This window comes from Bacillus salipaludis (assembly GCF_004358205.1).
Genome location: NZ_SMYO01000006.1, coordinates 208,843 through 232,890 on the forward strand (window position 1 = coordinate 208,843; position 24,048 = coordinate 232,890).

The window sequence follows — 24,048 nt, forward strand, 5'->3', positions numbered from 1 at the left end:
TAAAACAAATCTAAAAAGGCATGAAAAAAACACGAAGGGGGATTGATTATGGGGAAAAGGTCACTGTTTAAGATGGCCGCGGTTGGATTACTATCCGTTTCACTTATTGCAGGATGTTCTAGTTCATCATCATCGGGGACAAAAAAGGATGACAGCAGCAAGAATCTTTCCATTGAGGAGATTACGAAAAAGGCACAAAAAGAAGGAGAAATAAATTCAGTTGGAATGCCGGATGCATGGGCAAACTGGAAACAAACTTGGTACGATTTAAAATCGAAATACAATATTAAACACACCGATACCGATATGTCGAGCGCAGAGGAACTTGCGAAATTTGAATCAGAAAAGGATAATGCGACTGCTGATATTGGCGATGTAGGGATTAACTTTGGTCCGCTTGCAAAAGAAAAAGGCTTGACGCTTCCATATAAAACCTCTTATTGGAATGATGTCCCAGATTGGGCAAAGGATGATGAGGGTCACTGGATGGTGGGTTATACCGGTACCATCGCTTTCATTACAGATAAAACAAATGTAAAAAACCCACCAAAAACCTGGAAGGATTTAGTGAATGGCGATTATAAAGTAACGGTTGGGGATGTATTGAAAGCAAGCCAAGCCCAATTTGCCGTATTGGCTGCTGCCTTTGCTAATGGGGGAGATGAAAAAAACATCCAGCCAGGTGTAGACTTCTTTAAAGATTTAGCTAAAAAGGGCCGTTTAGTCACAACAGATCCTAAGTTAACCGCTTTAGAAAAAGGAGAAGTCGACGTTGCTTTAGTTTGGGACTTTAATGGTCTTGGTTACCGTGACCAAATTGATCCGAATCGTTTTGATGTAGTCATTCCTGAAGAAACATCGGTCATGTCAGGCTATGCTTCTGTTATTAATAAATATGCCAAACATCCTAATGCCGCCAAACTTGCTAGAGAATATATTTTCTCAGATGCAGGGCAGGCAAACCTTGCACGAGGCTACGCACGACCAATTCGTCAAAATGTAAAACTTCCGGAGGATGCCAAAGCAAAGCTTCTACCGGATGACATGTACAAAAATGTAAGACCGGTAAAAGATATGAAGGCGTGGGAACAAACGGTTCAACAATTATTAGATTTATGGCAAAGTCAGGTGCTTGTTAATGTCAAATAAGCTTATTTTTATCATGTTGGATGGGTTACGCTATGATACTGCTAGCAGCCAGATGGGCTATATGCATCATCTGATAGAAAAAGGAAACGCTTCACGGTTTAAGGTGAAGTCGGAGTTACCGAGTCTATCACGCCCGTTATATGAGGTGTTACTAACCGGGACTCCTGTCGTTAAAAATGGAATTACCACCAATCAAACAGTCAGGTTGTCACATGAAGAAAGTTTATTCCACTTAACAAAGAAAAATGGACTGAAAAATGCAACGGCATCTTATTATTGGGTAAGTGAACTTTATAATTCAGCTCCGTTTAATCCAGGTACTGATCGGATTCAATTAGATGGCCAGAAAACGATTGAAAGAGGAATTTTCTACTGGGAGGACCATTATCCTGATTCGCATTTATTTGCCGATGCTAATTATCTTCTTCAATCATATGGACCAGATTTCCTCTATGTTCATTCGATGAATATTGATGATGATGGCCATAAATATACGGCAGATTCTGCGCAGTATCGAAATCGCGCGATTGCCGTTGATATGATTCTAGCAAGTGTGCTGCCAAAATGGCTGGAGGCCGGCTACCAAATCATTGTTACTGCCGATCATGGGATGAATGATGATGGCCAGCATGGTGGTACGACTGCGGCCGAGCGCGAGGTTCCTTTGTTTATTGTTAGTCCCCGGGTAAAAGCCGGAATATACAAAGAGGAAATACCACAATTGCAGATCGCGCCTTTAGCATGTGAATTATTGTCGATTCAACCTTCTGCGGCGATGCAAAAGCTATCCATACCTATCCTAAAAGGGGCGCCTTCTTTGTAAGAAGGCGTTTCTTACTAAAAATGGTTTTCCCTAAAAAAACCACCGTGCTTGCGGTTTTTAGAAAGGAGTTTTCCGATTGAAACGTCTTAATGGCATGTTGATTGCCAGTATCATTCCTTTTTTTCTCATCATTCTTCTCTTCTTATTTATTCCGCTATTTTTTATGATTGTAAGCAGCTTTCAGGGGAATGGGGGAACAGGTTTTACCTTTGATCAATATAAAGAAATTATTAAAAATGTTTATTATCATCAAGCCTTTAAAAATAGTATTTTAATATCCCTTTTTTCAAGTCTAATAGCCATTATTCTAGCCGTGTTCGCAACCTATTCGATCACTCTTTTTTCTAAAAGAATTCAGGATCGTATTTTAGTATTTGCCAATATGACCGCTAATTTTGCCGGGATTCCGCTCGCATTTGCATTTATTGTTTTATTAGGTAACAGCGGATTATTTACCCTGTTATTTAAATATTTTGGCTGGGACATGCTGAGTCGCTTTAATTTATATTCTTGGTCGGGAATGGTCCTTATTTATGTTTATTTCCAGTTGCCACTAGCGGTTATGATGCTTTATCCCATCTATCAAGGAATTCAGGCACAGTGGAAGGAAGCCGCCTTCCTGCTGGGCGCCTCGCCTGCACAATTTTGGCTGAAAATCGGGGTTCCAATTATCAGCCCAAGTATCGCCGGAACTTTTAGTATTCTATTTGCAAATGCCATGGGCGCCTATGCTTCAGCGTATGCCCTGGCTGGAAGTACGTATAATCTCGTTACCATCAGGATTGGTGCTCTAACGACCGGTGATATTTTTGCTAAACCGGAGCTGGGAAGTGCCGTTGCCTGTATTTTAGGAATTACATTAGTGATTGCCTTGCTAATTAATGAATGGTTAACCAGAAAAATACGGAGGGATTTATCATGAAAAAACCATTCTATCATTATATTACAATTACAATCGTCCTCCTGTATTTATTGGTCCCGTTATTAGGAACGTTTCTCTATTCATTTGCTACTTCCTGGCACAAAACAATTCTTCCTGAAGGACTTACTTTTAAATGGTATCTCGATCTATTTGGCGATGTTCGCTTTTTAAGCTCCTTAGGCCGGTCCCTGATCATGTCTTTAGGTTCAACGATTATTACACTAGTGATTATGGTTCCCGCGATATTTTCGATTGTTCTATATGCGCCAAAATTAGAAAAATTAATTCAGTCACTGATTGTAATGACCTATGCGATGCCGGGAATTATTTTGGCGGTAGGTTTAATCCGCGCTTACACAAATAGCGGCATTTCGATGGTAGTTGTGACCATGGGGGCCTATTTTGTAGGGATTCTTCCTTATATGTACCAAGGGACGCGGAATTCCTTGCGAAACATTCACGCTGAATCTTTAATGGAAGCAGCAGAAATGCTGGGAGCAAGCCGTTTAACCGCATTTTTAAAAGTAGTTATACCAAATATCATGTCTGGAATACTTGTATCCGCTTTGCTTTCGTTTTCCATCCTGTTCGGGGAATTCGTCCTGGTAAATCTATTAGTTGGAGGAAGCTTTGAAACAGTTCAAGTCTATTTATATCAAAAATTAAACCAAAGCGGGCATATCGCAAGTGCTATAGTCGTTTGTTACTTTGTGTTAATTAGTATTCTTTCTGCGATTATGGTGAAAGCGACTCGTACGAAAAAGGAGACTGTCTAATATGAGTTTTGTAACGATCGAAAATCTAAAAAAATCGTTTCATCAAGAAACTGTGTTACATTCGATCAACCTTTCGATTAAGGAGGGGGAATTCGTTACCTTGCTAGGTCCGAGCGGCTGCGGAAAAAGTACACTATTACGCTCGATTGCCGGGCTGTTAACGCCTGAAGAAGGATTGATTTATATTGACGGTAAGAATGTGACAAATGTGAAACCTAAAGACCGGCAAGTGGGGATGGTTTTTCAATCGTATGCATTGTTTCCTAATATGACAGTTCAAGAGAATATCGAATTTGGCTTAAAAATGAAGAAGCATGATCAGCAAACGATCAAAAGGAAAGTGGCGCGTATTGTTGAATTAGTAGAATTGGGTGGGAAGGAAGCGTCCTATCCCCGTGAGTTGTCAGGGGGACAGCAGCAGCGGGTTGCACTCGCACGTTCCCTTGTGACTGAACCGAAAGTTTTGTTACTAGATGAGCCGCTAAGTGCCCTTGATGCACAAATTCGAAAAAATTTACAAAAACAGCTGCGGGCAATTCAACAAGAGCTCAATATGACCACTGTTCTTGTCACCCATGACCAGGAGGAAGCGATGGCAGTAAGTGATTATATTTATATTTTAAATAATGGAGTAATTGCTCAAAGCGGTACTCCTCATGAAATTTATACCCGTCCGGCAAACGAATTTGTTGCAAGATTTATTGGAAATTACAATGTTCTAACAGGTGAGCAATTATCAAAATTATTTGGGAACCAGGAGACTTTTTTAAATAATTTGTATGCGATTAGACCGGAAGCATTCAGTCCAGACCCTTTGCACGAGGCCTATGAATTTTCCGGTGAAATTCAAGCTGCCATGATGCTTGGAAATATAACACGTTACGAACTTGATGCCAATGGAGTAACGGTTACGGCCGATCATTTACATAAAAATGATGCGAGTCTGCAAAGAAACCAATTCCAAAAACTCTATCTTCATCGGAAGGATGTGATTCCATTATCATGAGCGTAGTGTTAAATGAACGGCAGCAATACATTTTGGAGCAGCTGGACCGTGAAAAAAAGGTTCTTGTAGCCTCGCTTGCAGAGAAATTGGGAGTTGCTCCTGAGACCATTCGACGGGATTTGGATACCTTAGAGAAAGAGAAAAAATTAAAACGGGTGCACGGTGGTGCAGTAAAATTTCATCATGTTAATCATGAGCCGCATTTTGTGAAAAAAATGAATGTAAAAACAAAGGCGAAAAAGGCGATTGGAAAAAAAGCCGCAGCGTTCATTGAAGACGGGGACACGATTATGATCGATGTCGGTACAACCACGATTCATGTTGCCAAGGCAATTTCTGGGGTAAAAGATGTCACGATAGTGACAAATTCCTTGGCGGCTGCAGAAGAGTTAAATACCCGTTTAGAGAACCAAGATTTTGATGGGAAAATTATTGTTCTTGGTGGTATTACCAATCCAACCCAAAAATCAATTGTTGGAGCTATGACCTGTAAAATGTTGAAAGGCTTCCGATTTGACAAATTATTTTTATCGTGTGGCGGCATTACGATGGAAGATGTGAGTGATTTTGATTTTGAAGAATGTTTGGTTTCATCGACGATGATTGAGCGGGCGAATCAAGTATTTCTTCTACTAGATTCCTCAAAAGTTGGTCATGAATCTTTTTATAAAATTTGTTCATTATCATCGGTCGATTGTATTATTTGTGATGTAGAGATGCCCGCAGCATGGAAACAAATCAAATTCGATCAAATGATAAAATGGGTCCGTGTAGAAGGTGGGGAAGAGGATGAAGGTTGATTATCATTTGCATTTAGAAGAGGGGCCATATTCATTTCGCTGGCTTGAACGGACAAAAAGGGCCATGGACCATTTCTCCCCCATTAATGAGAAGGCTCACACAATTGAGTGGATGTATCAAAGTATGACACGTTTAATAGAGCGTGTCCAAAAGGGAGCGTACGACTCCTCTTGGATTGATTTATATTTAAAAGAAGCAAAAAGAAAAGGATTGCGGGAAGTAGGGATTGTCGATCATTTGTATCGTTTTAAAGAAACAAGGGCGTATTTTGAAAAGTATTTGGATTTAGGGGAAACCGACCTTGGAAAGATGCAGCGAAAATGGCTGGACCAAGTGATGACAGTATCAATGGGGGATTTTGTTCAGGTGATTGCGGAAGCGAAAAAACGCTGGGAAGCAGAAGGGATTACTCTTCGTTTAGGAATTGAGGCGGATTATTTTCCCGGGGGAGAGGAATGGCTGCAGGAACTGCTTGGGTCTTACGAATGGGATTATGTGATTGGTTCTGTTCATTATCTGTATGGCTGGGGCTCCGACAATCCAGAAACGCAGCAGCGATTTTCTGAGTTTCAATTGGAGGCCCTTTATGAGGATTTTTTCAATGTAGTAGAGAAGGCAATCCGCAGTAAGCTTTTTTCCTTTCTCGCTCATTTGGATAACTTAAAGGTGTTTAATTATCGTCCGGAGGAAAGCCTTCTATTAGCTCATTACGAAAAAATCGCCAAAGCTCTGGTGGAAACGGATACAGCAACAGAAATAAATGCCGGACTATATTACCGATATCCTGTTAAGGAAATGTGTCCTAGTCGAACCTTTTTAGATGTATTAATTCAAAAAGGTGTTCGCTTTACCACCTCATCCGATTCCCATTTTCCAGATGATATCGGTGCCTATATCGATTTGAACACAAAAACACTTTTGGAGAAAGGGATAAAAGAAATTGCAACCTTTGAAAAAGGGAAAAGAATTATGAAACCACTAGGCTGATCAACGCAGTGCCTGGCACCATGTGAAAAATTCACATTGGTGCCAGGCACTGTGTTCAACTTTTCACTAAGTAAGTTTCCGATATAATGAATTATTTTGGATTACGAAACAATTATGAATTTAATAACTTTTCTGAAAAATATATTGAAATCGATTTCAAAATGAATTAAAGTGGAGTTGTATCGATTGATTGAAATCGATTTCAACGCTCAAACCAACTTGAATAAAGGGGGGAGAAGGGGGGATTTGTTTGGCAACAATTGCCGATGTAGCAAAGAGAGCAGGGCTTTCACGAGCGACCGTTTCAAGGGTGCTCAACAATCATCCAAATGTAACGGAGGATAAAAAGAGATTGGTTCGTGAGGCAATGGAGGCATTAAATTATGTCCCCAACACAACTGCTCAGCGGCTGCGAAATCAAAAAACAGATACCATTGCCATTTTAGTTCCAGTTCTGACAAATCCGTTTTTTGCGTACCTGCTGGAAGCGATGGATATGGTCGCAACTCAGAATCATCTTCAGTTACTGATTTGCCAAACGAGATACAGCAAACAGAAGGAACTAGATTTTCTCGAGTTATTACGAACAAAACAGGTGGATGGATTAATCCTAACCTCGTACGAAAATGAATGGAAAAAAATTGAGCCATATGCAGAACTTGGTCCTATGGTGTTATGCAATGAATATGAAAGACAAACAAAGGTGCCGGTTGTCCGAATGGATCAAGTGGAGGCAAGCTACATAGGGACAAGGCATTTGATTGAGCAAGGTCATGAACGAATTGCTTGTACAAATGGTGATAAAAGTAATCTTGGAAAGGATCGCCAAGCGGGTTATCGGCGAGCATTGGAGGAATATGATCTTCCGATCCACCAAGAATGGGTATTTTCCAATGTTTACGATATTGAGGATGGAAAAAGGACCTTGAGAACCATCATGAATATGAAGGACAGGCCAACAGCCGTATTTACTGGCAGTGATCAGGTAGCAGCAGGAATGATCATGGCAGCGAAGGCTCTTGGAAAAAAGGTTCCGGCCGATATCGCAATAATTGGTTTTGATGATCAACCCATTGCTCGTGTTGTCGAACCCGCTTTGACAACCATTCGACAGCCCATTGAAGAGATGGGAAAAACAGCAATGGATGTGATGATAGATGCCATTGCCCATAAAAATCAAGATAGCCACCTAGAGATTCTATTACCTTTTGATTTGGTAATCAGAGATTCAACCATGTCAAAATTGAAATCGATTTCAAAATAGGGGGAAAAACATGAAAAAGTCGAAAAAAGCGAAACTGTTAGCTGTATTTGCCACATTATCACTGGCACTAGCTGCCTGTAGTTCAGACTCTGCATCAACCACAAAGGAAAAGCCAGCTAATGACAAAAATAAACCGGCTTCTGAGCAAAAAGTGAAACTGATCTATGCTCGTGGAAAGGATGTTACACAGGGAACAGCCAAAATGGTGGAAGCCTTTGAAGCATCCCATCCTAATATTGATGTAGAATTCCGGGAAATGCCTTCCGATACCGGTCAGCAACATGATGCATATATTACGGCTTTTAACGCAAAATCTTCTGAAATTGATGTCATTGATATGGACGTTATTTGGCCTGCCGAATTCGCCCAGGCAGGATATGTACTTCCGCTCGACCGCTTTATCCAGCAGGATGGAATTGATTTAAATGAATACAATCAGGGTGCTTTAGGTGCTGCCCAGTTTAATGGGAAGCAATGGGCCTTGCCAAAATTTGTCGATGCTGGCCTATTATTCTATCGGAAAGATCTTGTAAAACCAAATGAAGTCCCAAAAACATGGGATGATTTATTGAAACAAGCAAAGGCCAAAAAAGGTCAAGGGAACACGAAATTTGGTTACGTGTTTCAATCCAAGCAATACGAGGGACTTGTTTGTAATGCTGTAGAATTTGTTGGAGCATACGGCGGTGCCTTCATTGATAAAGACGGTAAAGTTGCCGTAAATAGCCCTCAAGCCATTAAAGGATTGAAAAAACTAGTTGAGATTGCTAAATCAGATGCTGTACCTGGAAACGTAACGACTTTTACTGAAATTGAGTCTGACCAAGCCTTTATCGAAGGTCAAACCGTATTTTTACGCAACTGGCCATATGAATATGCCAGTGCAAACGATAAAACAAAATCTAAAATTGCGGGTAAAGTTGGCGTAGCGCCGCTTCCGGCAGGTGACAAAGGCTCTGCAGCAGCATTAGGCGGCTGGATGGCTGGGATTAACAAGTATTCGAAGCATCCGAAAGAAGCATGGGAATTCTTGAAGTTTATGGCAGGTGCGGAAGGACAAAAAATCGACGCAATTTACGGAGGGCATGCTCCAACAATCACCAAGCTTTATCAAGATCCGGAAGTTCTGAAAGCGAACCCGACTTTTGCAGATAAAGGGTTTGTTGATGGTTTAAGTGCTGCGATTTCCCGTCCGGTTGCACCAAACTATCCTGAAATCTCTGAGATTATCCAAGTCAATGTTTCAAAAGCCATTGCCGGCGAGCAAACGGTCGAACAAGCAGTGAAGAATATGGAAAAAGAGATGAAGGAAAAGATGGGACAATAAGTTTTTTTAGAAGTAGGATTAGCCTTCAGAAGCGAAGGCTAATCCCTTTCCTCAAAAAGCCAAAGGAGGGATAGGCCCTGAGAATGAATCCTGAATCCCAAAATAAACCAGCGATAAAATCAGTTGCATCATCAAAGAAACGGAAAGGCATGTTTACAGAAAAAACAGCGGGCTATTATCTCGTTGCACCTGCTATGATTTTAATTTTTATAATCGCCATCTGGCCAGTAATCCAATCCTTTTATTTCAGCTTGTTTGATTTAAAATTAAACAATCCTGCTAAATCAGAAGTACATTTAAGTTATCAGGTGGATCTTGAACGATATCTAAATAACTTTCCATTTTTTATTGGGGCACTTAATACTGAAATTACGAAAGGAAATGCTTCCGATAAACTTACAGCCATTAAAGAAAACCTGCAAAAACTAGACCAAAAACTCCAAAGTGATTCCAACCTCAAAAAGCAATATAAAACTGTAAATGATAAACTCATGAATTTTGAGCAAGTTCCAAGCGAGCTTAGTTTAGCCAAGATTGACCAGAGAACGGCCGAAGAGTTGAATAAAACAGCTAAATCCGTCAGCAGTGAGCTACTCAAAATCTCAAAAACTGTAAATTTCACACAAGAGAAAAAACTCCTTGGTTTAGCCTCAGGGTATGGGGATGCAATCATTGAACCGAATTTTATCGGCTTAAAACATTATAAGGATGATTTAACAAGTCCACGCATGTGGAAGGCAATGGGAAATACAACTACCTTTACCGTCATTTCTGTTTTTGTGGAATTAGTCTTAGGACTTGCCATTGCCCTTTTGATTAATAAAGCGTTTTTTGGAAGAGGGCTCATTCGCGCTAGTATTTTGATCCCATGGGCGATTCCAACTGCGGTATCTGCTCTCATGTGGAAGTTTTTATATGATGGTCAAAATGGCATCGTTGCAAAACTTTTTGAAGCCTTCGGGTTGGTAGATAAAATGGAAAAGCTGCTTGTAACCGATACAGGAGCGATGTTTTCCGTGATTTTTTCAGATGTATGGAAGACCACTCCTTATATGGCTTTGCTGCTATTGGCAGGCTTACAGACAATTCCGTCATCCCTCTACGAAGCAGCTTCGATTGATGGGGCTGGAAGATGGAAGCAGTTTTTCAAAATTACTTTACCACTGTTAAAGTCTAGTATTCTTGTTGCTCTTTTGTTTAGAACGCTCGATGCATTCCGTGTTTTTGACTTAGTGTATGTTCTTACCGGCGGTGGGCCTGCTAACTCTACAGAAACGATTTCGATTCTCGCTTATAAAGTCATGTTCTCTCAAACGAATTTTGGTCACGGTTCAGCCCTCTCTGTCATTGTATTTATTTGCGTAGCGATTATTTCGATGGTTTATATCAAGTTTTTAGGCAGGGATTTATTAAATGACAGGTAAGGGAGATTTACTTGAACAGCAAATTTTAAGGGAGGAAGTTTAACATGGAGAAAAAAGCGAGTCCATTCTTTTATGTGTTTCTAATTGGGTTTGTATTTGTTGTCATGTTTCCATTTTTATGGATGCTGATGAGCTCCGTAAAACCGCCATCAGAGTTATTTGGCGACAAAGCATTTACTCCCTACACGACACACCCGACATTGGAGAATTACATATCTGTTTTTGCCAAGCACCCATTTTTACATTATTTATGGAACAGTACCGTTGTGGCAACCGTTACAACCGTTTATACCATTAGTGTGGCTTCATTTGCCGCCTATGCGATTGCCAGGCTGCAGTTTAAAGGAAAAACCGTAATCCTTGGAATTGTTTTGTCCGTATCCATGTTTCCGCAAATCGCAACCATTTCACCAATCTATATTTTTTTAAAAAACGTTGGTCTTACAAACTCTTATTTAGGGTTAATTATTCCGTATACTACATTTACACTTCCACTTTCCATTTGGATTCTGGTGACTTTTTTTAGAAAGATACCGCTGGATCTGGAGGAGGCAGCTAAAATTGACGGTGCTTCTTTAATGCAAACTTTTTGGAAAGTGATCATGCCGCTCGCGGTACCAGGAATCTTTACAACAGCCATCCTTGTCTTTATCGCAGCCTGGAATGAGTTTTTATTTGCGCTTACCATCAATACGGATGAAAAATACAAAACAGTCCCAATAGGAATTGCGATGTTCCAAGGGCAGTTTACGATTCCATGGGGAGAGATTGCCGCTGCAACAGTGATTGTAACCATTCCACTAGTCATCATGGTCCTTGTTTTCCAAAGGAGAATTGTTTCAGGGCTAACGAGTGGATCTGTGAAAGAATAGTAGATTAGGAGATGAATAGAATGGTGAATGTGACAGTTTGGAATGAAAATCGCCATGAGCAAAAAAATCCGGTTGTGAAGGAAATTTATCCACAAGGGATTCATGGGGCAATTGCCGGATTCTTAACTGGTGCTGGTTTTGATGTAAAAACCGCTACATTGGATGAACCAGAAAATGGTTTAACGGTTGAGGTTCTAGGGAGCACGGATGTCCTTGTTTGGTGGGGGCATCTTGCCCATCATGAAGTATCCGATGAAATTGTCGAAAAGGTGCATCAACGGGTTTTGGATGGAATGGGCTTAATTATCCTACATTCCGGTCATTTCTCAAAGATTTTCAAAAAATTAATGGGTACCTCCTGCGATTTAAAGTGGCGGGAAGCGGATGATAAGGAACGAATCTGGGTGGTCGACCCAAGCCATCCCATCGTAGATGGTCTAGGGGAAACAATCGAACTTGAAAAAGAAGAAATGTATGGGGAGCATTTTGATATCCCCGCGCCAGATCAATTAGTTTTCGTCAGCTGGTTCGAAGGCGGGGAGGTATTCCGCAGCGGCTGCACCTATCATCGAGGGAACGGCAGGATTTTTTATTTTCGACCTGGTCATGAAACCTACCCAACCTACCATCATCCTGATATTCAAAAAGTGATCACCAATGCGGTGAAATGGGCAGAGCCGATGAAACGAAATCGACCTGTTTATGGGAATGCCAAGCCATTAGAAACGATTTCAGTAAAATAACGAAAGAGGAGGAAAGCAAATGAGTAAATTAAGAATTGCCGTTATTGGTTGCGGAAGTATTGCCAGGCACCGTCATTTACCGGAATACGCTGCCAATTCAAAGGTTCAGATTGTTGCAGTGTGTGACATTGTCAAGGAAAGGGCAGAAGAAATAGGTGGCCAATTTGGGGCGAGGGTTTTTAGTAATTTTGAGGAATTGCTTTTAGAAGCGGAGATTGATGCTGTATCCGTTTGCACCCCCAATTACCTGCATGCTCCGATTTCAATCGCTGCATTAAATGCAGGCAAACATGTTCTTTGTGAAAAGCCAATGGCTACCTCACAAGCAGAAGCGTTAGCAATGATTGAAGCAGCAAAGTCTAACGGAAAAAAACTAATGATCGCTCATAATCAACGTTTTGTTCCTTCACATGTAAAGGCCAGAAAACTAATAGAGACCGGGGAAGTTGGAAAAATCTACAGCTTTAGAACGGCATTTGGCCATCCAGGTCCGGAAAAATGGAGTGCAGATGGAGCGCGCAGCTGGTTTTTCAAAAAAGAACAGGCATTTATTGGTGCGATGGGTGATCTCGGTGTCCATAAAACGGATTTAATCCGCTATTTACTTGGCGAGGAAATCGTTGAGGTCGCCTCATTTGTCGAAACCAGCGCAAAAACGAATAGTGATGTTGACGATAATGCGGTTTGTATTTTGAAAACAGAATCGGGAATCGTCGGTACACTCGCAGCAAGCTGGTCCTATGTGTCGAAGGAAGATAATTCAACCATTATCTATGGAGAAAATGCGATTCTTAGATTGGAGGAGGATCCTATTTTCTCATTGATTGTTCAGTATAAGAATGGGGAAAACGTTAAATATGAACTTGGGAAAATCCAATCAAATGAGGAAGGTGGACAGGGTAGTTCACACGTAATCGAGAATTTTGTTACCAGTATAGTAAATGATACAGAGCCGGTGATCTCGGGTGAGGAAGGGATGAAATCTTTACAAGTCATTTTAGCTGCCCTTGAATCGAATGAAACGAAACAAATTGTGAAGCCTGGCACAAAGTCCGTGGCTAAATGAGGTGTTTTAGATGAGTAAACTACGAATTGGGATTGTCGGTACCGGTGGAATTGCGGTCACCCGCCATATCCCAACCTTCCTACAATTAAGTGAATCGACCACGATTGAGGGAGTCTATGATGTTGATCATGCACGAGCCGAACAGATTGCTTCGCAGTTTAATAGTTTTAAAGTGTATCCATCCTATCAAGAACTGTTTGACGATGTTGATGTTATTGTAATTTGTACACCAAATAAGTTCCATGCAGAAATTGCCATTGCAGCTCTTGAGGCTGGAAAGCACGTCCTATGTGAAAAACCAATGGCGCTGACCGTTACAGAATGCCAGCAAATGGAATCAGCAGCAAAAAAATCAGGAAAGGTTTTAGCTGTCGCCTATCATTACCGTTTTATGAAAGAAGCTCTCGCTGCTAAAAATATCATCGAAGCAGGTGAAATTGGCAACCCTCTTGTAGTTCGCGTTCAGGCATTACGCCGCCGTAAAGTGCCGGGCTGGGGTGTTTTTACCAATAAAGAATTACAGGGGGGCGGCAGCTTAATCGATTATGGCTGTCATCTCCTTGATTTAGCACTTTGGTTAATGGGGGATGTAGAACCGATAGAGGTTTCCGGGACTACATATAATGCTTTAAGTAAAACTGCTGGACAGGTAAACCAGTGGGGTTCTTTTGATCATCAAACCTTCAATGTCGATGATCATGTTTCTGCCTATATCAAATTTGCAAACGGAGCTTCAATGCTTTTTGAAACATCATGGTCGAATAATATTAAAGAAGATGTCGTTGAAAATATCAGCATATCAGGTGACAAAGGCGGCTTAGAAGTTTTTCCTCTTCGTTTGAACTATGCCAAACATGGTATGTTGTTTAATAGTCAAGCTGTTTGGATTCCTGGAGAAGATAAGCCAGATCTCCCTCAAGCAGAGAATTTTGTTGCGGCCTGCCTTGGGCACGCTGAGCTGGTGGTAAAACCTGAGCAAGCAATTAGAGTATCCCAAGTAATAGAAGAGATTTATAGGAGCAGTCAGATTTAGGGCAGGATTCATTTTTAATCGAAAGGTAGTGAGTACAGTATGCAGCTTGGTGTATTTACGGTATTGTTTGCCGAAAAGAAATTTGAAGAAATGCTTGATTATGTGAAAGATTCTGGACTAAATGCAGTAGAAATTGGGACCGGGAACTATCCAGGTAACGCCCATTGCGACCTTGATGGGTTGCTTGAAAGCAAGGGCAAGCGTGAAGACTATCTGAAAGAGATTGATAAACGAGGCTTAACGATTAGTGCCTTTAGCTGTCACGGTAATCCGCTCTCGCCTGATAGGGAATTTGCTAAAACATCACATGAAACGTATGTAAAGACCGTACAACTAGCAGAATTAATGGGGGTTCCCGTTGTGAATTGTTTTTCTGGAACTGCCGGTGACCATGAAGGTGCAAAATATCCAAACTGGCCAGTTGCCCCGTGGCCAAATGAATATGGTGAAGTATTAAAATGGCAATGGGAAGAAAAGCTTATCCCCTATTGGAAGGAATGGGGGAAATTTGCTGAGGATCGGAAGGTGAAAATTGGTCTTGAGCTCCATGGCGGTTTTCTCGTCCATACCCCCTATACGCTGTTAAAGCTAAGGGAACACACCTGTGAAGCGATTGGTGCGAATTTGGATCCGAGTCATTTGTGGTGGCAGGGGATTGATCCGGTTGCCGCGATTAAAATCCTTGGCAAAGAAAAGGCCATTCATCATTTTCATGCAAAAGATACGTATATTGATCAGGAAAATGTCAATATGTACGGTCTTACTGATATGCAACCGTATGGAAGTGTGCAGACAAGGGCCTGGTCCTTCCGCTCAGTTGGCTGCGGTCACAGTCTGCATGATTGGTCCGACATGATGAGTTCACTAAGAACATTTGGTTATGATTATGTTGTCAGCATTGAACATGAAGATCCATTAATGTCCATTGAAGAGGGATTCAGGCGGGCTGTTCGCAACTTAAAAGCTGTTTTGATTGAAGAAAAACCATCTTCTATGTGGTGGGTATAAGATTGTTTTGGCTCGCTATAGTTAAAGCGGGCCTGTTATTTTTTAAAGAGGAGGTTTGTTATGTCAAAACTAAAAGGCCAAATTGCTATTGTTACGGGAGTAAGTCACGAATTGGGCATTGGTGCTGCGATTTGCCGTAAGCTTGCCACTGGCGGGGCCGATCTATTTTTTACTCATTGGAGAGCAGCCCGGGATTGGACAACTAGGTTTCAGGAAGAAATGCGTGGGTTGGGAGTCACCTGTAAACATAAGGAGATTGATTTAGCAAAATCAAATGCTGCTTGTGAAATGATGGACAGTGTCCTGGATGAACTAGGATGCCCGACCATTCTCGTTAATAATGCGGCGCATTCTGAGAGGGATGGGTTATAAGAGCTTAACTGCAAAATGTCTTGATGAGCACTATGCAGTGAACATGAGAAGTACCTTCCTGCTTTGCTGCGAATTTGCCCGACATTTCGAACTGAATGATAAGTCTTTTGGCCGGATAATTAACATTACATCCGGTCAAGGATTAGGACCGATGCCCGGTGAGTTGGCTTATGCTGCGACGAAAGGTGCTATTTCTGCCTTTACAATCACCCTGTCTGCAGAGTTAGCACCAAAGGGAATTACCGTGAATGCCGTAAACCCTGGTCCAACTGATACGGGTTGGATGACAGAAGATTTAAAAGCGGAACTAGCAGGGAAATTTTTAATGGGACGGATTGGCCATCCCGAGGATGCGGCCCAAATAGTCGCCTTTCTGGCATCAAAAGAAGCAGAATGGATAACCGGCCAGGTCATCCATTCAGAAGGCGGTTTTTTGAGGAATTAATCATAATAGAGTAGAAAGTGCCAGGCGCTATGTGAAAAATTCACATGGTGCCTGGCACTTTGCTCATTATTAGCAGGAAGGACATTTTTATAGGTATCAAGCGGATTTTGTCCCTCCGGTGTAGCAGGAAGGACGTTTTTATAGGTATCAAGCGGATTTTGTCCCTCCGGTGTAGCAGGAAGGACATTTTTTTAGATTTCCAGTAGATTTTGTCCCTCCAAGGAGTTCACTTAGTATCTGGACAATACCTATTAAATTATTAATAGAGCAGAAAAAGTATGACAGAACAAAAAGAAAAAAGGAAAAACAAATAAAATGTGTTGCAATTACTTGTTTTTCGTTTTATATTTAGTTTAAATATTAAGAATATTTAAACATCTATTAATAGAAAGAGGGATGAACGTGTTTAGCAAACTAACAAAAATTAGGCAATTTGACGCACCAGGTTAAGATTTTAGTAGGAATTTGTAAGCGCTCACACCTTCTGTCTACCTGAAGAAATCAAGTAATTCCAACCACTGCATGAATCCCAATCACGAAACCATTCATCTAAAAAACTCATTTCTTCCAGATCCTTCATTTTCCCAATAATGGGTGCACTTATCTTGGAAACAAAAAAATTAAAAAGGGGTTGTATCAATGAAAAAATTGGCCTTACTTATGACTGCTATTCTGATTTTCTCCATTTTTGCTGCCGGATGCAGTTCGAAAAGTTCGTCAGGAGGGAAAAAGGAGGTAATAACAGTTTACACGGCGATTGAAGATAATCAGATTCCTGCCTATATCGAGTTATTCAATAAGGTCCATCCAAATATTGAGGTAAAGCTGGTCAGGGACTCAACCGGTATTATTGCTGCGAAGCTGTTAGCGGAAAAAGATAATCCTGTTGCCGATGTGGTCTGGGGCCAAGGAATCACCAGCTTAATTCCACTCGATGAGGCTGGTTTGCTAGAAGCATATAACCCGAAAAATATCGACCAAATTATGCCGACCTTTAAGGATACAGCAAATCCTGTACACTGGGTCGGAATGGATGGATATATGGCTACTTTTGCAGTTAATACCGTTGAATTAAAGAAAAAAGGCTTGCCAATTCCACAATCCTATCAAGATCTGTTAGATCCAAAATATAAAGGACTCATTTCCATGCCAAATCCGGCTTCAAGTGGTACTGGATTTTTAACGGTCTCAGCACTATTACAGTTAATGGGTGAAGACCAAGCCTGGGATTATATGAATAAGCTCCATGAGAATATCGGTATTTATACCCATTCCGGTTCCAAGCCGGCGAAACAAGCAGGAGAGGGAGAATTTCCAATCGGGATTTCATTTGACTACCCAAGCTTTAAAGAAAAAGAGTCAGGTGCACCAGTCGAAGTGGTATTCCCTAAAGAAGGTTCAGGTTGGGAAATGGAAGCAACCGCACTCATCAAGAAGCCAAAAATCAAAAAGGCAGCTAAAACCTTTATGGATTGGGTAACAACAAAGGATTTCTTGCAGCTGGTGAATAAAAACTTTGCCGTTGTCTCAGAAGACTTAGGTAACCCGCTGCCAAATGGTTATCCTCAAGATCTACTAGATAAACAATTAATTAAAAACGACTTCCAATGGGCTGGAAAACAACGTGAGGCTATTTTAGCAGAATGGACGAAACGTTACGATTCGAAGAGTGAACCAAAAGAAGAGTAAAGTGTAATAAACAATACCATCTAAAAAAGGAAAGAAAACTTTGCATGGTTGGATTTTTCATACACTTTGCGAAGTTTTCTTTTCCGATATGAACGTAATAGGGAAAGGGGACTTTTGATGGAACAGCTACTAGGTATTCAAAATGTAACGAAAACCTTCGGGAAATTTGTTGCGCTTGACCATGTTAATTTTTCCGTTAGCAAAAAGGAATTTGTCTGTTTATTAGGGCCGAGCGGCTGTGGGAAAACGACGTTACTGCGGATTATTGCCGGCCTCGAGGAACCAAATTTTGGTTCGAAAATTTTATTAGAGGGAAAGGATATTACTTCATCTCCTCCTTCAAAAAGAAATTTTGGAATTGTTTTTCAATCCTATGCCTTATTTCCCAATTTGACGGCCTATCAAAATATTGCCTATGGTTTAAAAAACAAGAAGTTATCGAAAAAAGTAATCGACGAAAAAGTTCGTGAAGCACTTTCTCTTGTTCATTTAGAGCATATTAAGGACCGTTATCCGGCGCAATTATCGGGGGGGCAGCAGCAGCGGATTGCCTTAGCAAGAGCGCTAGCGTTATCACCAACATTCCTGCTCTTAGATGAACCATTATCAGCACTTGATGCAAAGGTTCGACTAAAATTGCGAATTGAGATTCGTAAATTACAAGAAAAGCTGGGAATCACCACCATTATGGTAACGCATGATCAAGACGAAGCATTGACAATGGCGGATAAAATTGTCGTAATGAACAACGCAAGATTGGAGCAAATCGGAACACCGCAGGAAATCTATGAAAATCCGAAAACTCCATTTGTAGCGGATTTCATCGGGACAGTCAATATGCTGGCCCATGAAGGAACAACCGCTGCCATTCGGCCAGAACATATTCAAATTTCAGAAACTGTCTCAACAAATAGTATCCAAACGATTGTAAAAGCAATGGAATTTCGCGGGGCTTTTTATCGGTTATTCTTGGACATTACCGATCCGAACTATCTGGTTGCTGACGGATTACTAGCCGTCGATGTTCCCGCTTCAATAATTAAAAAGCTAAATATTGATAAAGAAAGTGTTTTGAATGCGGAGCTGCCGCAAAACCATCTCGTTACATACGCCTGAACGGTACAAGTAAATCTGACAATCGGGTAGAGGTGGAAAAGAATGTTGAGGTGATCTAGTTGATTAGTGAGGAACAGGTAATAAATCCAACAGAGGTTCCGGTACAATCTAATGTACATCGAAAGAAAATCCGTCAAAAGACCGGTAAGACGGAATGGTTTCATAAATCCTTAATTGTCTTGATGCTTTTAGGACTAATCATTGGAATTGTCCTGCCGTTAATTCAGTTATTTTTTGAAGCGCTAAAGGATAAAAACGGTGCCTATGCCGGGTTTGTCAATTTTGTCCATTATTTTCAAACCCCATCTCTCGTTCAGTCTATGTACAATACCTTATTTATTTCGATTATAACCGGAGTAATCTCGGTAGTGCTGGCGTTTTTTTATGCTTATGCATTAACTCGGACGCAAATCCGCTGGAAAGGATTTTTTAAATATATCGCTTTTCTCCCTTTGTTTGCCCCTACGATGATGCATGGAATTGCACTGATATATTTATTTGGGAATAAAGGGGCATTCACTACCGGTTTTTTTGGATTTTTTGAAAAAATATTTGGAACGGCTTTAGGAATTGATATCCATTTATATGGCCCTGTGGGAATTGTCATCTCTGAAGTCATCTATACATTCCCGCAAGCGTTTTTAATTTTGATGGTGGCGATATCTGTAACAGATTACAGACTATACGAGGCAGCCGAGACGCTTGGGTCCGGGAAAATGAAAAAGTTTTTTACGGTAACGATTCCAAGTATTAAATATGGTTTGGTTAGTGCCTTTTTTGTAGCCTTTATTTTAAGCTTTACCGATTTTGGCGCGCCAAAGGTGGTCGGGGCCCAATACAATGTGCTTGCAACGGATATTTATAAGCAAGTGGTCGGACAGCAGAATTTAAGCATGGGTTCAACCGTTGGGATTATTTTAATCATTCCGGCATTGATCGCGTTTCTTGCCGACCGAATGATGCAAAGGAAACAAAGTGCTTCCTTTTCTTCAAAATCCGTTTCCTATAAAATTAAGAAAAATCCATGGCGTGACAGGACTTACTTTGTATATTGCCTTCTGATTTCCTTGGGTGTTTTATCCTTAATCGGTGCTATCATTGCTGCTTCCCTTGTGAAGGTCTGGCCATACAATTTTTCTTTGACGCTTGAGCATTTAACTTTTAAAAATGTCGCAGGGAATGGGCTTGAGCCTTATTTTAATAGCCTTTACGTATCGCTTATTACCGCTATTATTGGTACGATGGTCATTTTCTTTGGGGCATATCTCATTGAAAAAACGCGGTTTATGAAGGTAACGAGGCAGGTAAGTTACTTTTTATCGATTTTACCGCTGGCATTGCCTGGACTTGTTATTGGGTTAGCGTATATCTTTTTCTTTAATAAACCGGAATTTAATTTTTGGGGGTTGACGATTGTTAATCCGTTTCAATCCCTATATGGAACATTTATGATCATCATCATAGCGAATATTATCCATTTTTATTCGGTCAATCTCATTACGGCAACAACGGCTTTGAAAAAATTAGACAAGGAATTTGAGCCGGTTTCTGAATCAATGAATATTCCGTTTTATAAAACTTTTTTCAATGTAACGGTTCCTATGTCGATTCCTGCAATTTTGGAGATTGGAATTTATCTGTTTGTTAACTCAATGACTACAATCTCGGCGGTCATTTTCCTTTACACTGCAGATACTAAGCTTGCATCGATCTCAATTGTGAATATGACAGATGCGGGGGACACCGCTCCAGCCGCTGCCATGTCTTTCATCATTGTTCTCACGAATATTTTTGTTCGGGTCGCTTATGAATTTGCTACCAAGAAAATTAGAAAACGAACGCAAGCCTGGCAGCAGCGGTAATAAAAATCTTGTAGATGTAGAGAACCTCTACATCTAATTTTTTTATATTTTGCTTTGCTACCCATCTTTGTTGGTGCATAGTCAGGCATGAAGGCTAAAACTTTTAAAGATCTCGGTAGAAATGGTCTTCATAGTTGGGATGAAGACTAAAACTAAGGAGGCCCACAGAAGAAATGGTCTTCAAAGACGGGATGAAGACCAAAACTCAAGAGGTCCGCAGTGGAAATGGTCTTCAAAAGAGGGATGAAGACCAAAACTCAAGAGGCCCGCAGTGGAAATGGTCTTCAAGAGAGGGATGAAGACCAAAACTCATATTGTTCGCTGAAGAAATGGTCTTCAAAAGAGGGATGAAGACCAAAACTCATAATGTTCGCGGAAGAAATGGTCTTCAAAGGAGGGATGAAGACCAAAGCTCAAGAGGCCCGCAGTGGAAATGGTCTTCAAAAGAGGGATGAGGACCAAAGCTCATAATGTTCGCTGAAGAAATGGTCTTCAAAGACGGGATGAAGACCAAAACTCAAGAGGCCCGCAGTGGAAATGGTCTTCAAAGGAGGGATGAAGACCAAAACTCATAATGTTCACTGAAGAAATGGTCTTCAAAGGATACGCCAAGTCCAAAACGCTTGAAGGCATAAAGAAAACCAAAAAAATTGAAATACTAGGGCCTATTTCTTAAAAAGTACCAATAAAAACAAATAAAAACAAACTAAATATCGAAAAAACTATTCACAATTATCTGAAAACATGGTATTCTTATTTACAAGATACGTAACGAAAGCGTTTGCAGACGTAGCTTAGTCCCAGAAAAACAGGAGGTTGTATATGACGACAAAAGTTCATTCAAAGAAGGTGAGGGTAAAAGCATTAGTTGCTAGTTTGATAGGGAGTTCAATCGAATATTATGATTACCTTCTCTATGGTACAGTAGCTGCACTTGTGTTTAACAAACTTTTTTTTCCAAACTTCGATCCGACGGTAGGGCTTCTGATTGCATTAGCATCGTTTGGAATTCCTTACTTCTTCCGACCGCTTGGAGGAGTAATCTTCAGTCATATCGGTGATCGGCTTGGGAGGAAAAAATCATTAGTTTTAACCCTTGGAATCATGGGAATAAGCACTGCACTTATTGGAGTATTACCGGTCTATGAAAATATCGGTGCATGGGCTCCGATATTACTTGTTGCACTGAGGCTCATTCAAGGGATTGCCGTCGGCGGTGAATGGGGAGGCGCTGTCCTTTTAGCAGTGGAATATTCCGAGAAAAAGAAGCGCGGGTTTGCCGGCAGTGTACCAATGATGGGCGCAGCAGTCGGGATGATATTAGCCACGGCTACCATCTCTTTAATGAGATTACTGCCGGATGCACAGTTCCTGGCATGGGGCTGGAGAGTTCCGTTTGTCGCAAGCCTATTACTTGTTATTCTTGGCTTGTGGATTCGGAATGGTTTAGAAGAGACACCGGATTTCCAAAAGGCAAAAGATGAAGGAAACGTCTCCAAATTACCGATTGCGGATACCTTTAAAAATCACTGGAAAGAAGTGATCTTAACAACTGGTGCAAAGGCCATCGAGACCGCACCCTTTTATATCTTTGCAACCTTTGGAATTTCTTACGCCACCAATACACTGAAGATGCCTGAAGGCCCTGTTTTAAATGCTGTAACCATTGGCACACTGATTTCCTTGGTCATGATTCCCACCATGGGACATTTGTCTGACCGGTTTGGACGAAAAAAAATATTCGTTATCGGGACAATCAGTGTCATTTTATTTTCCATGCCTTACTTCTTTTTGCTTTCAAAAAAATCAATCCTCTTATTAACCATTGCCGTTATGATCGGATATGCCATCTGGTCGATCATCACCTCAGTTTTAGGTACCATGTTTTCAGAAATGTTTCGTGCAGAAGTTCGCTATACCGGTATTTCAATGGGCTATCAGCTTGGAGCTGCCATCTTTGGCGGTACCGCCCCATTGATTGCTACATCATTGGTCACCGCTTTCCATGGTTCCTGGATTCCGGCTTCCATTTATTTGATGCTTCTCGGAGTCATGTCCCTTATTTGTGTGAGTCTTATGAAAACCATGAGTGATAAAGAAAAAAATAAGCCAAGAAAACAATCGAAACCATTGCTCACAAAGGCGGCTAATAAATAAAGAAACCTTGACCCTAAATAATATTTTTAAAGGAGAATATACGAATGAATAAAAATGATTTCACAAACAACCCATACTTATTGCTGACCCCGGGTCCCTTAACTACGACGGATACAGTAAAACTTGCGATGATGAAGGACTGGTGTACATGGGATGACGACTACAATAATATTGTCCAAGACATCCGAAAAAGGCTTGTTGGGCTTGCAACCGAATCAATTGATCAGTATTCAGCAGTATTAATGCAGGGAAGCGGGACCTTTAGTGTAGAATCCGTTATTGGTACGGTTTTACCTCGGGACGGAAAATTATTGGTCATTGCAAACGGAGTCTATGGAAGCCGAATCGTTAAAATCGCTAAAACGCTTGGGATAAATACTGTTGTTTTAGAAAGCGGTGAGGTGGAGGCTCTTGATTTAAATCGTTTAACAAATGAGCTGGAAAATGATTCGAAGATTTCCCATGTGGCGATCGTTCATTGCGAAACCACAACAGGCATGCTGAATCCAATTGAAAAAGTAAGTGAAATTGTTAAACGATACAACCGCGTGTTTATTGTCGATGCGATGAGCAGCTTCGGCGGTGTTGAAATGGATATCGCCTCGCTTAATATTGATTACCTCATCAGCAGTGCCAATAAATGTATTGAAGGTGTCCCTGGATTCGGGTTTGCGATTGTCAAAAAGGATGAATTTGAGAAGTGTAAAAATAATGCCAGGTCTGTTTCTTTAGATTTATATGATCAATGGAAAACGATGGAGGAACAAAATGGGAAGTGGCGCTTTACTTCGCCGACGCATGTTGTTCGTGCCTTTGCTCAAGCCTTAAAAGAGTTAGAGGTTGAAGGCGGAATCAAAATTAGAGCAAGCAGGTATAAGAATAATCAAATGGTTCTCTCCGAAGGAATGAAAAAGCTTCAATTTGAGCCAATCCTTCCTGGAGAATTGCAATCTCCAATCATTACTTCCTTTTATTATCCGGAGTCTGAAAAGTTCAACTTTAAAGTGTTCTATCAAAGGTTAAAAGAAAAAGGATTCGTGATTTATCCTGGAAAGGTTTCAGCCTTAGATACCTTCCGGATTGGGAATATCGGAAACGTTCATCAGAAGGATATTGAGGGTTTATTACAAGCAATCGAACAAAGCAGCTTTTGGCTCGACGCTGTTTCTAAGAATTAATCACCCAAAATCGATCTGTTTTTCACTA

21 protein-coding genes and 1 pseudogene are annotated in these 24,048 nt (G+C 40.9%); all 22 read left to right on the forward strand.

From position 1 onward, the window contains the following. The first annotated feature begins 48 nt into the window (after positions 1-48). The 22 genes and pseudogenes from E2K98_RS14175 to phnW all read left to right on the forward strand — a co-directional run bounded on the left by E2K98_RS14175 (position 49) and on the right by phnW (position 24,020). Positions 49-1,149 (forward strand): ABC transporter substrate-binding protein, encoded by a 1,101-nt coding sequence (locus E2K98_RS14175; RefSeq protein ID WP_133335133.1) that lies wholly within the window; start codon positions 49-51, stop codon positions 1,147-1,149. Continuing rightward, positions 1,139-1,972, forward strand: a complete 834-nt coding sequence (locus E2K98_RS14180; protein ID WP_133335135.1) for an alkaline phosphatase family protein — start codon at positions 1,139-1,141, stop codon at positions 1,970-1,972. The genes E2K98_RS14175 and E2K98_RS14180 overlap by 11 nt, the downstream gene beginning before the upstream one ends. Before the next feature lie 76 nt (positions 1,973-2,048). Beyond that, positions 2,049-2,894 carry an ABC transporter permease gene (locus E2K98_RS14185; protein ID WP_372512719.1) on the forward strand — a complete coding sequence of 282 codons (846 nt, stop codon included), beginning with the start codon at positions 2,049-2,051 and terminating at the stop codon, positions 2,892-2,894. After that, positions 2,891-3,670, forward strand: coding sequence for an ABC transporter permease (locus E2K98_RS14190; protein ID WP_133335137.1), 780 nt, complete (start codon positions 2,891-2,893; stop codon positions 3,668-3,670). Before E2K98_RS14185 ends, E2K98_RS14190 begins: the two co-directional genes overlap by 4 nt. Before the next feature lies 1 nt (position 3,671). Beyond that, positions 3,672-4,676 carry an ABC transporter ATP-binding protein gene (locus E2K98_RS14195; RefSeq protein ID WP_133335139.1) on the forward strand — a complete coding sequence of 335 codons (1,005 nt, stop codon included), beginning with the start codon at positions 3,672-3,674 and terminating at the stop codon, positions 4,674-4,676. Beyond that, on the forward strand, positions 4,673-5,476 hold the full coding sequence (locus E2K98_RS14200; RefSeq protein ID WP_133335141.1) for a DeoR/GlpR family DNA-binding transcription regulator: 804 nt from the start codon (positions 4,673-4,675) through the stop codon (positions 5,474-5,476). The genes E2K98_RS14195 and E2K98_RS14200 overlap by 4 nt, the downstream gene beginning before the upstream one ends. Next, positions 5,466-6,464, forward strand: a complete 999-nt coding sequence (locus E2K98_RS14205; protein WP_133335143.1) for a histidinol phosphate phosphatase domain-containing protein — start codon at positions 5,466-5,468, stop codon at positions 6,462-6,464. The genes E2K98_RS14200 and E2K98_RS14205 overlap by 11 nt, the downstream gene beginning before the upstream one ends. Before the next feature lie 250 nt (positions 6,465-6,714). After that, positions 6,715-7,728: a LacI family DNA-binding transcriptional regulator gene (locus E2K98_RS14210; protein ID WP_133335145.1), complete on the forward strand. Its 1,014-nt coding sequence runs from the start codon at positions 6,715-6,717 to the stop codon at positions 7,726-7,728. 10 nt (positions 7,729-7,738) lie between these two features. After that, a complete protein-coding gene (locus E2K98_RS14215) occupies positions 7,739-9,055 on the forward strand; it encodes an ABC transporter substrate-binding protein (RefSeq protein WP_133335147.1) in 1,317 nt (438 codons plus the stop codon). Positions 9,056-9,204: 149 nt separating this feature from the next. Then, a complete protein-coding gene (locus E2K98_RS14220; protein ID WP_133335573.1) occupies positions 9,205-10,479 on the forward strand; it encodes an ABC transporter permease subunit in 1,275 nt (424 codons plus the stop codon). A gap of 44 nt (positions 10,480-10,523) precedes the next feature. Further along, positions 10,524-11,351, forward strand: a complete 828-nt coding sequence (locus E2K98_RS14225) for a carbohydrate ABC transporter permease (protein WP_133335149.1) — start codon at positions 10,524-10,526, stop codon at positions 11,349-11,351. Between the two features lie 20 nt (positions 11,352-11,371). Continuing rightward, complete coding sequence (locus tag E2K98_RS14230) at positions 11,372-12,094, forward strand: ThuA domain-containing protein (protein WP_133335151.1); 723 nt, start codon at positions 11,372-11,374, stop codon at positions 12,092-12,094. Positions 12,095-12,113: 19 nt separating this feature from the next. Further along, positions 12,114-13,160: a Gfo/Idh/MocA family protein gene (locus tag E2K98_RS14235; protein WP_133335153.1), complete on the forward strand. Its 1,047-nt coding sequence runs from the start codon at positions 12,114-12,116 to the stop codon at positions 13,158-13,160. 10 nt (positions 13,161-13,170) lie between these two features. Next, positions 13,171-14,193 carry a Gfo/Idh/MocA family protein gene (locus E2K98_RS14240; RefSeq protein WP_133335155.1) on the forward strand — a complete coding sequence of 341 codons (1,023 nt, stop codon included), beginning with the start codon at positions 13,171-13,173 and terminating at the stop codon, positions 14,191-14,193. A 39-nt stretch (positions 14,194-14,232) separates the two neighbouring features. Continuing rightward, positions 14,233-15,201, forward strand: a complete 969-nt coding sequence (locus E2K98_RS14245; RefSeq protein ID WP_133335157.1) for a sugar phosphate isomerase/epimerase family protein — start codon at positions 14,233-14,235, stop codon at positions 15,199-15,201. 60 nt (positions 15,202-15,261) lie between these two features. Next, positions 15,262-16,018: pseudogene (locus E2K98_RS14250) on the forward strand (SDR family oxidoreductase). A gap of 639 nt (positions 16,019-16,657) precedes the next feature. After that, positions 16,658-17,707, forward strand: coding sequence for a putative 2-aminoethylphosphonate ABC transporter substrate-binding protein (locus tag E2K98_RS14255; protein ID WP_133335159.1), 1,050 nt, complete (start codon positions 16,658-16,660; stop codon positions 17,705-17,707). 117 nt (positions 17,708-17,824) lie between these two features. Further along, positions 17,825-18,823, forward strand: coding sequence for an ATP-binding cassette domain-containing protein (locus tag E2K98_RS14260; protein WP_133335161.1), 999 nt, complete (start codon positions 17,825-17,827; stop codon positions 18,821-18,823). Between the two features lie 80 nt (positions 18,824-18,903). Beyond that, a complete protein-coding gene (locus E2K98_RS14265; protein WP_235824821.1) occupies positions 18,904-20,685 on the forward strand; it encodes a putative 2-aminoethylphosphonate ABC transporter permease subunit in 1,782 nt (593 codons plus the stop codon). 173 nt (positions 20,686-20,858) lie between these two features. Then, positions 20,859-20,984: a hypothetical protein gene (locus E2K98_RS32045; protein WP_268884094.1), complete on the forward strand. Its 126-nt coding sequence runs from the start codon at positions 20,859-20,861 to the stop codon at positions 20,982-20,984. 523 nt (positions 20,985-21,507) lie between these two features. Further along, positions 21,508-22,842, forward strand: coding sequence for an MFS transporter (locus tag E2K98_RS14270; RefSeq protein WP_133335163.1), 1,335 nt, complete (start codon positions 21,508-21,510; stop codon positions 22,840-22,842). A gap of 44 nt (positions 22,843-22,886) precedes the next feature. After that, positions 22,887-24,020 carry a 2-aminoethylphosphonate--pyruvate transaminase gene (gene phnW, locus E2K98_RS14275; RefSeq protein ID WP_133335165.1) on the forward strand — a complete coding sequence of 378 codons (1,134 nt, stop codon included), beginning with the start codon at positions 22,887-22,889 and terminating at the stop codon, positions 24,018-24,020. The last annotated feature ends 28 nt before the right edge of the window (positions 24,021-24,048 follow it).

Excerpts from the sequence above, each read along its gene's own strand:
- E2K98_RS14175 (WP_133335133.1), top strand. The coding sequence starts at position 49 with ATGGGGAAAAGGTCACTGTTTAAGATGGCCGCGGTTGGATTACTATCC.
- E2K98_RS14180 (WP_133335135.1), top strand. The coding sequence starts at position 1,139 with ATGTCAAATAAGCTTATTTTTATCATGTTGGATGGGTTACGCTATGAT.
- E2K98_RS14190 (WP_133335137.1), top strand. The coding sequence starts at position 2,891 with ATGAAAAAACCATTCTATCATTATATTACAATTACAATCGTCCTCCTG.
- E2K98_RS14195 (WP_133335139.1), top strand. The coding sequence starts at position 3,672 with ATGAGTTTTGTAACGATCGAAAATCTAAAAAAATCGTTTCATCAAGAA.
- E2K98_RS14200 (WP_133335141.1), top strand. The coding sequence starts at position 4,673 with ATGAGCGTAGTGTTAAATGAACGGCAGCAATACATTTTGGAGCAGCTG.
- E2K98_RS14205 (WP_133335143.1), top strand. The coding sequence starts at position 5,466 with ATGAAGGTTGATTATCATTTGCATTTAGAAGAGGGGCCATATTCATTT.
- E2K98_RS14215 (WP_133335147.1), top strand. The coding sequence starts at position 7,739 with ATGAAAAAGTCGAAAAAAGCGAAACTGTTAGCTGTATTTGCCACATTA.
- E2K98_RS14220 (WP_133335573.1), top strand. The coding sequence starts at position 9,205 with ATGTTTACAGAAAAAACAGCGGGCTATTATCTCGTTGCACCTGCTATG.
- E2K98_RS14225 (WP_133335149.1), top strand. The coding sequence starts at position 10,524 with ATGGAGAAAAAAGCGAGTCCATTCTTTTATGTGTTTCTAATTGGGTTT.
- E2K98_RS14230 (WP_133335151.1), top strand. The coding sequence starts at position 11,372 with ATGGTGAATGTGACAGTTTGGAATGAAAATCGCCATGAGCAAAAAAAT.
- E2K98_RS14235 (WP_133335153.1), top strand. The coding sequence starts at position 12,114 with ATGAGTAAATTAAGAATTGCCGTTATTGGTTGCGGAAGTATTGCCAGG.
- E2K98_RS14240 (WP_133335155.1), top strand. The coding sequence starts at position 13,171 with ATGAGTAAACTACGAATTGGGATTGTCGGTACCGGTGGAATTGCGGTC.
- E2K98_RS14245 (WP_133335157.1), top strand. The coding sequence starts at position 14,233 with ATGCAGCTTGGTGTATTTACGGTATTGTTTGCCGAAAAGAAATTTGAA.
- E2K98_RS14255 (WP_133335159.1), top strand. The coding sequence starts at position 16,658 with ATGAAAAAATTGGCCTTACTTATGACTGCTATTCTGATTTTCTCCATT.
- E2K98_RS14260 (WP_133335161.1), top strand. The coding sequence starts at position 17,825 with ATGGAACAGCTACTAGGTATTCAAAATGTAACGAAAACCTTCGGGAAA.
- E2K98_RS32045 (WP_268884094.1), top strand. The coding sequence starts at position 20,859 with ATGGTCTTCAAAGACGGGATGAAGACCAAAACTCAAGAGGTCCGCAGT.
- E2K98_RS14270 (WP_133335163.1), top strand. The coding sequence starts at position 21,508 with ATGACGACAAAAGTTCATTCAAAGAAGGTGAGGGTAAAAGCATTAGTT.
- phnW (WP_133335165.1), top strand. The coding sequence starts at position 22,887 with ATGAATAAAAATGATTTCACAAACAACCCATACTTATTGCTGACCCCG.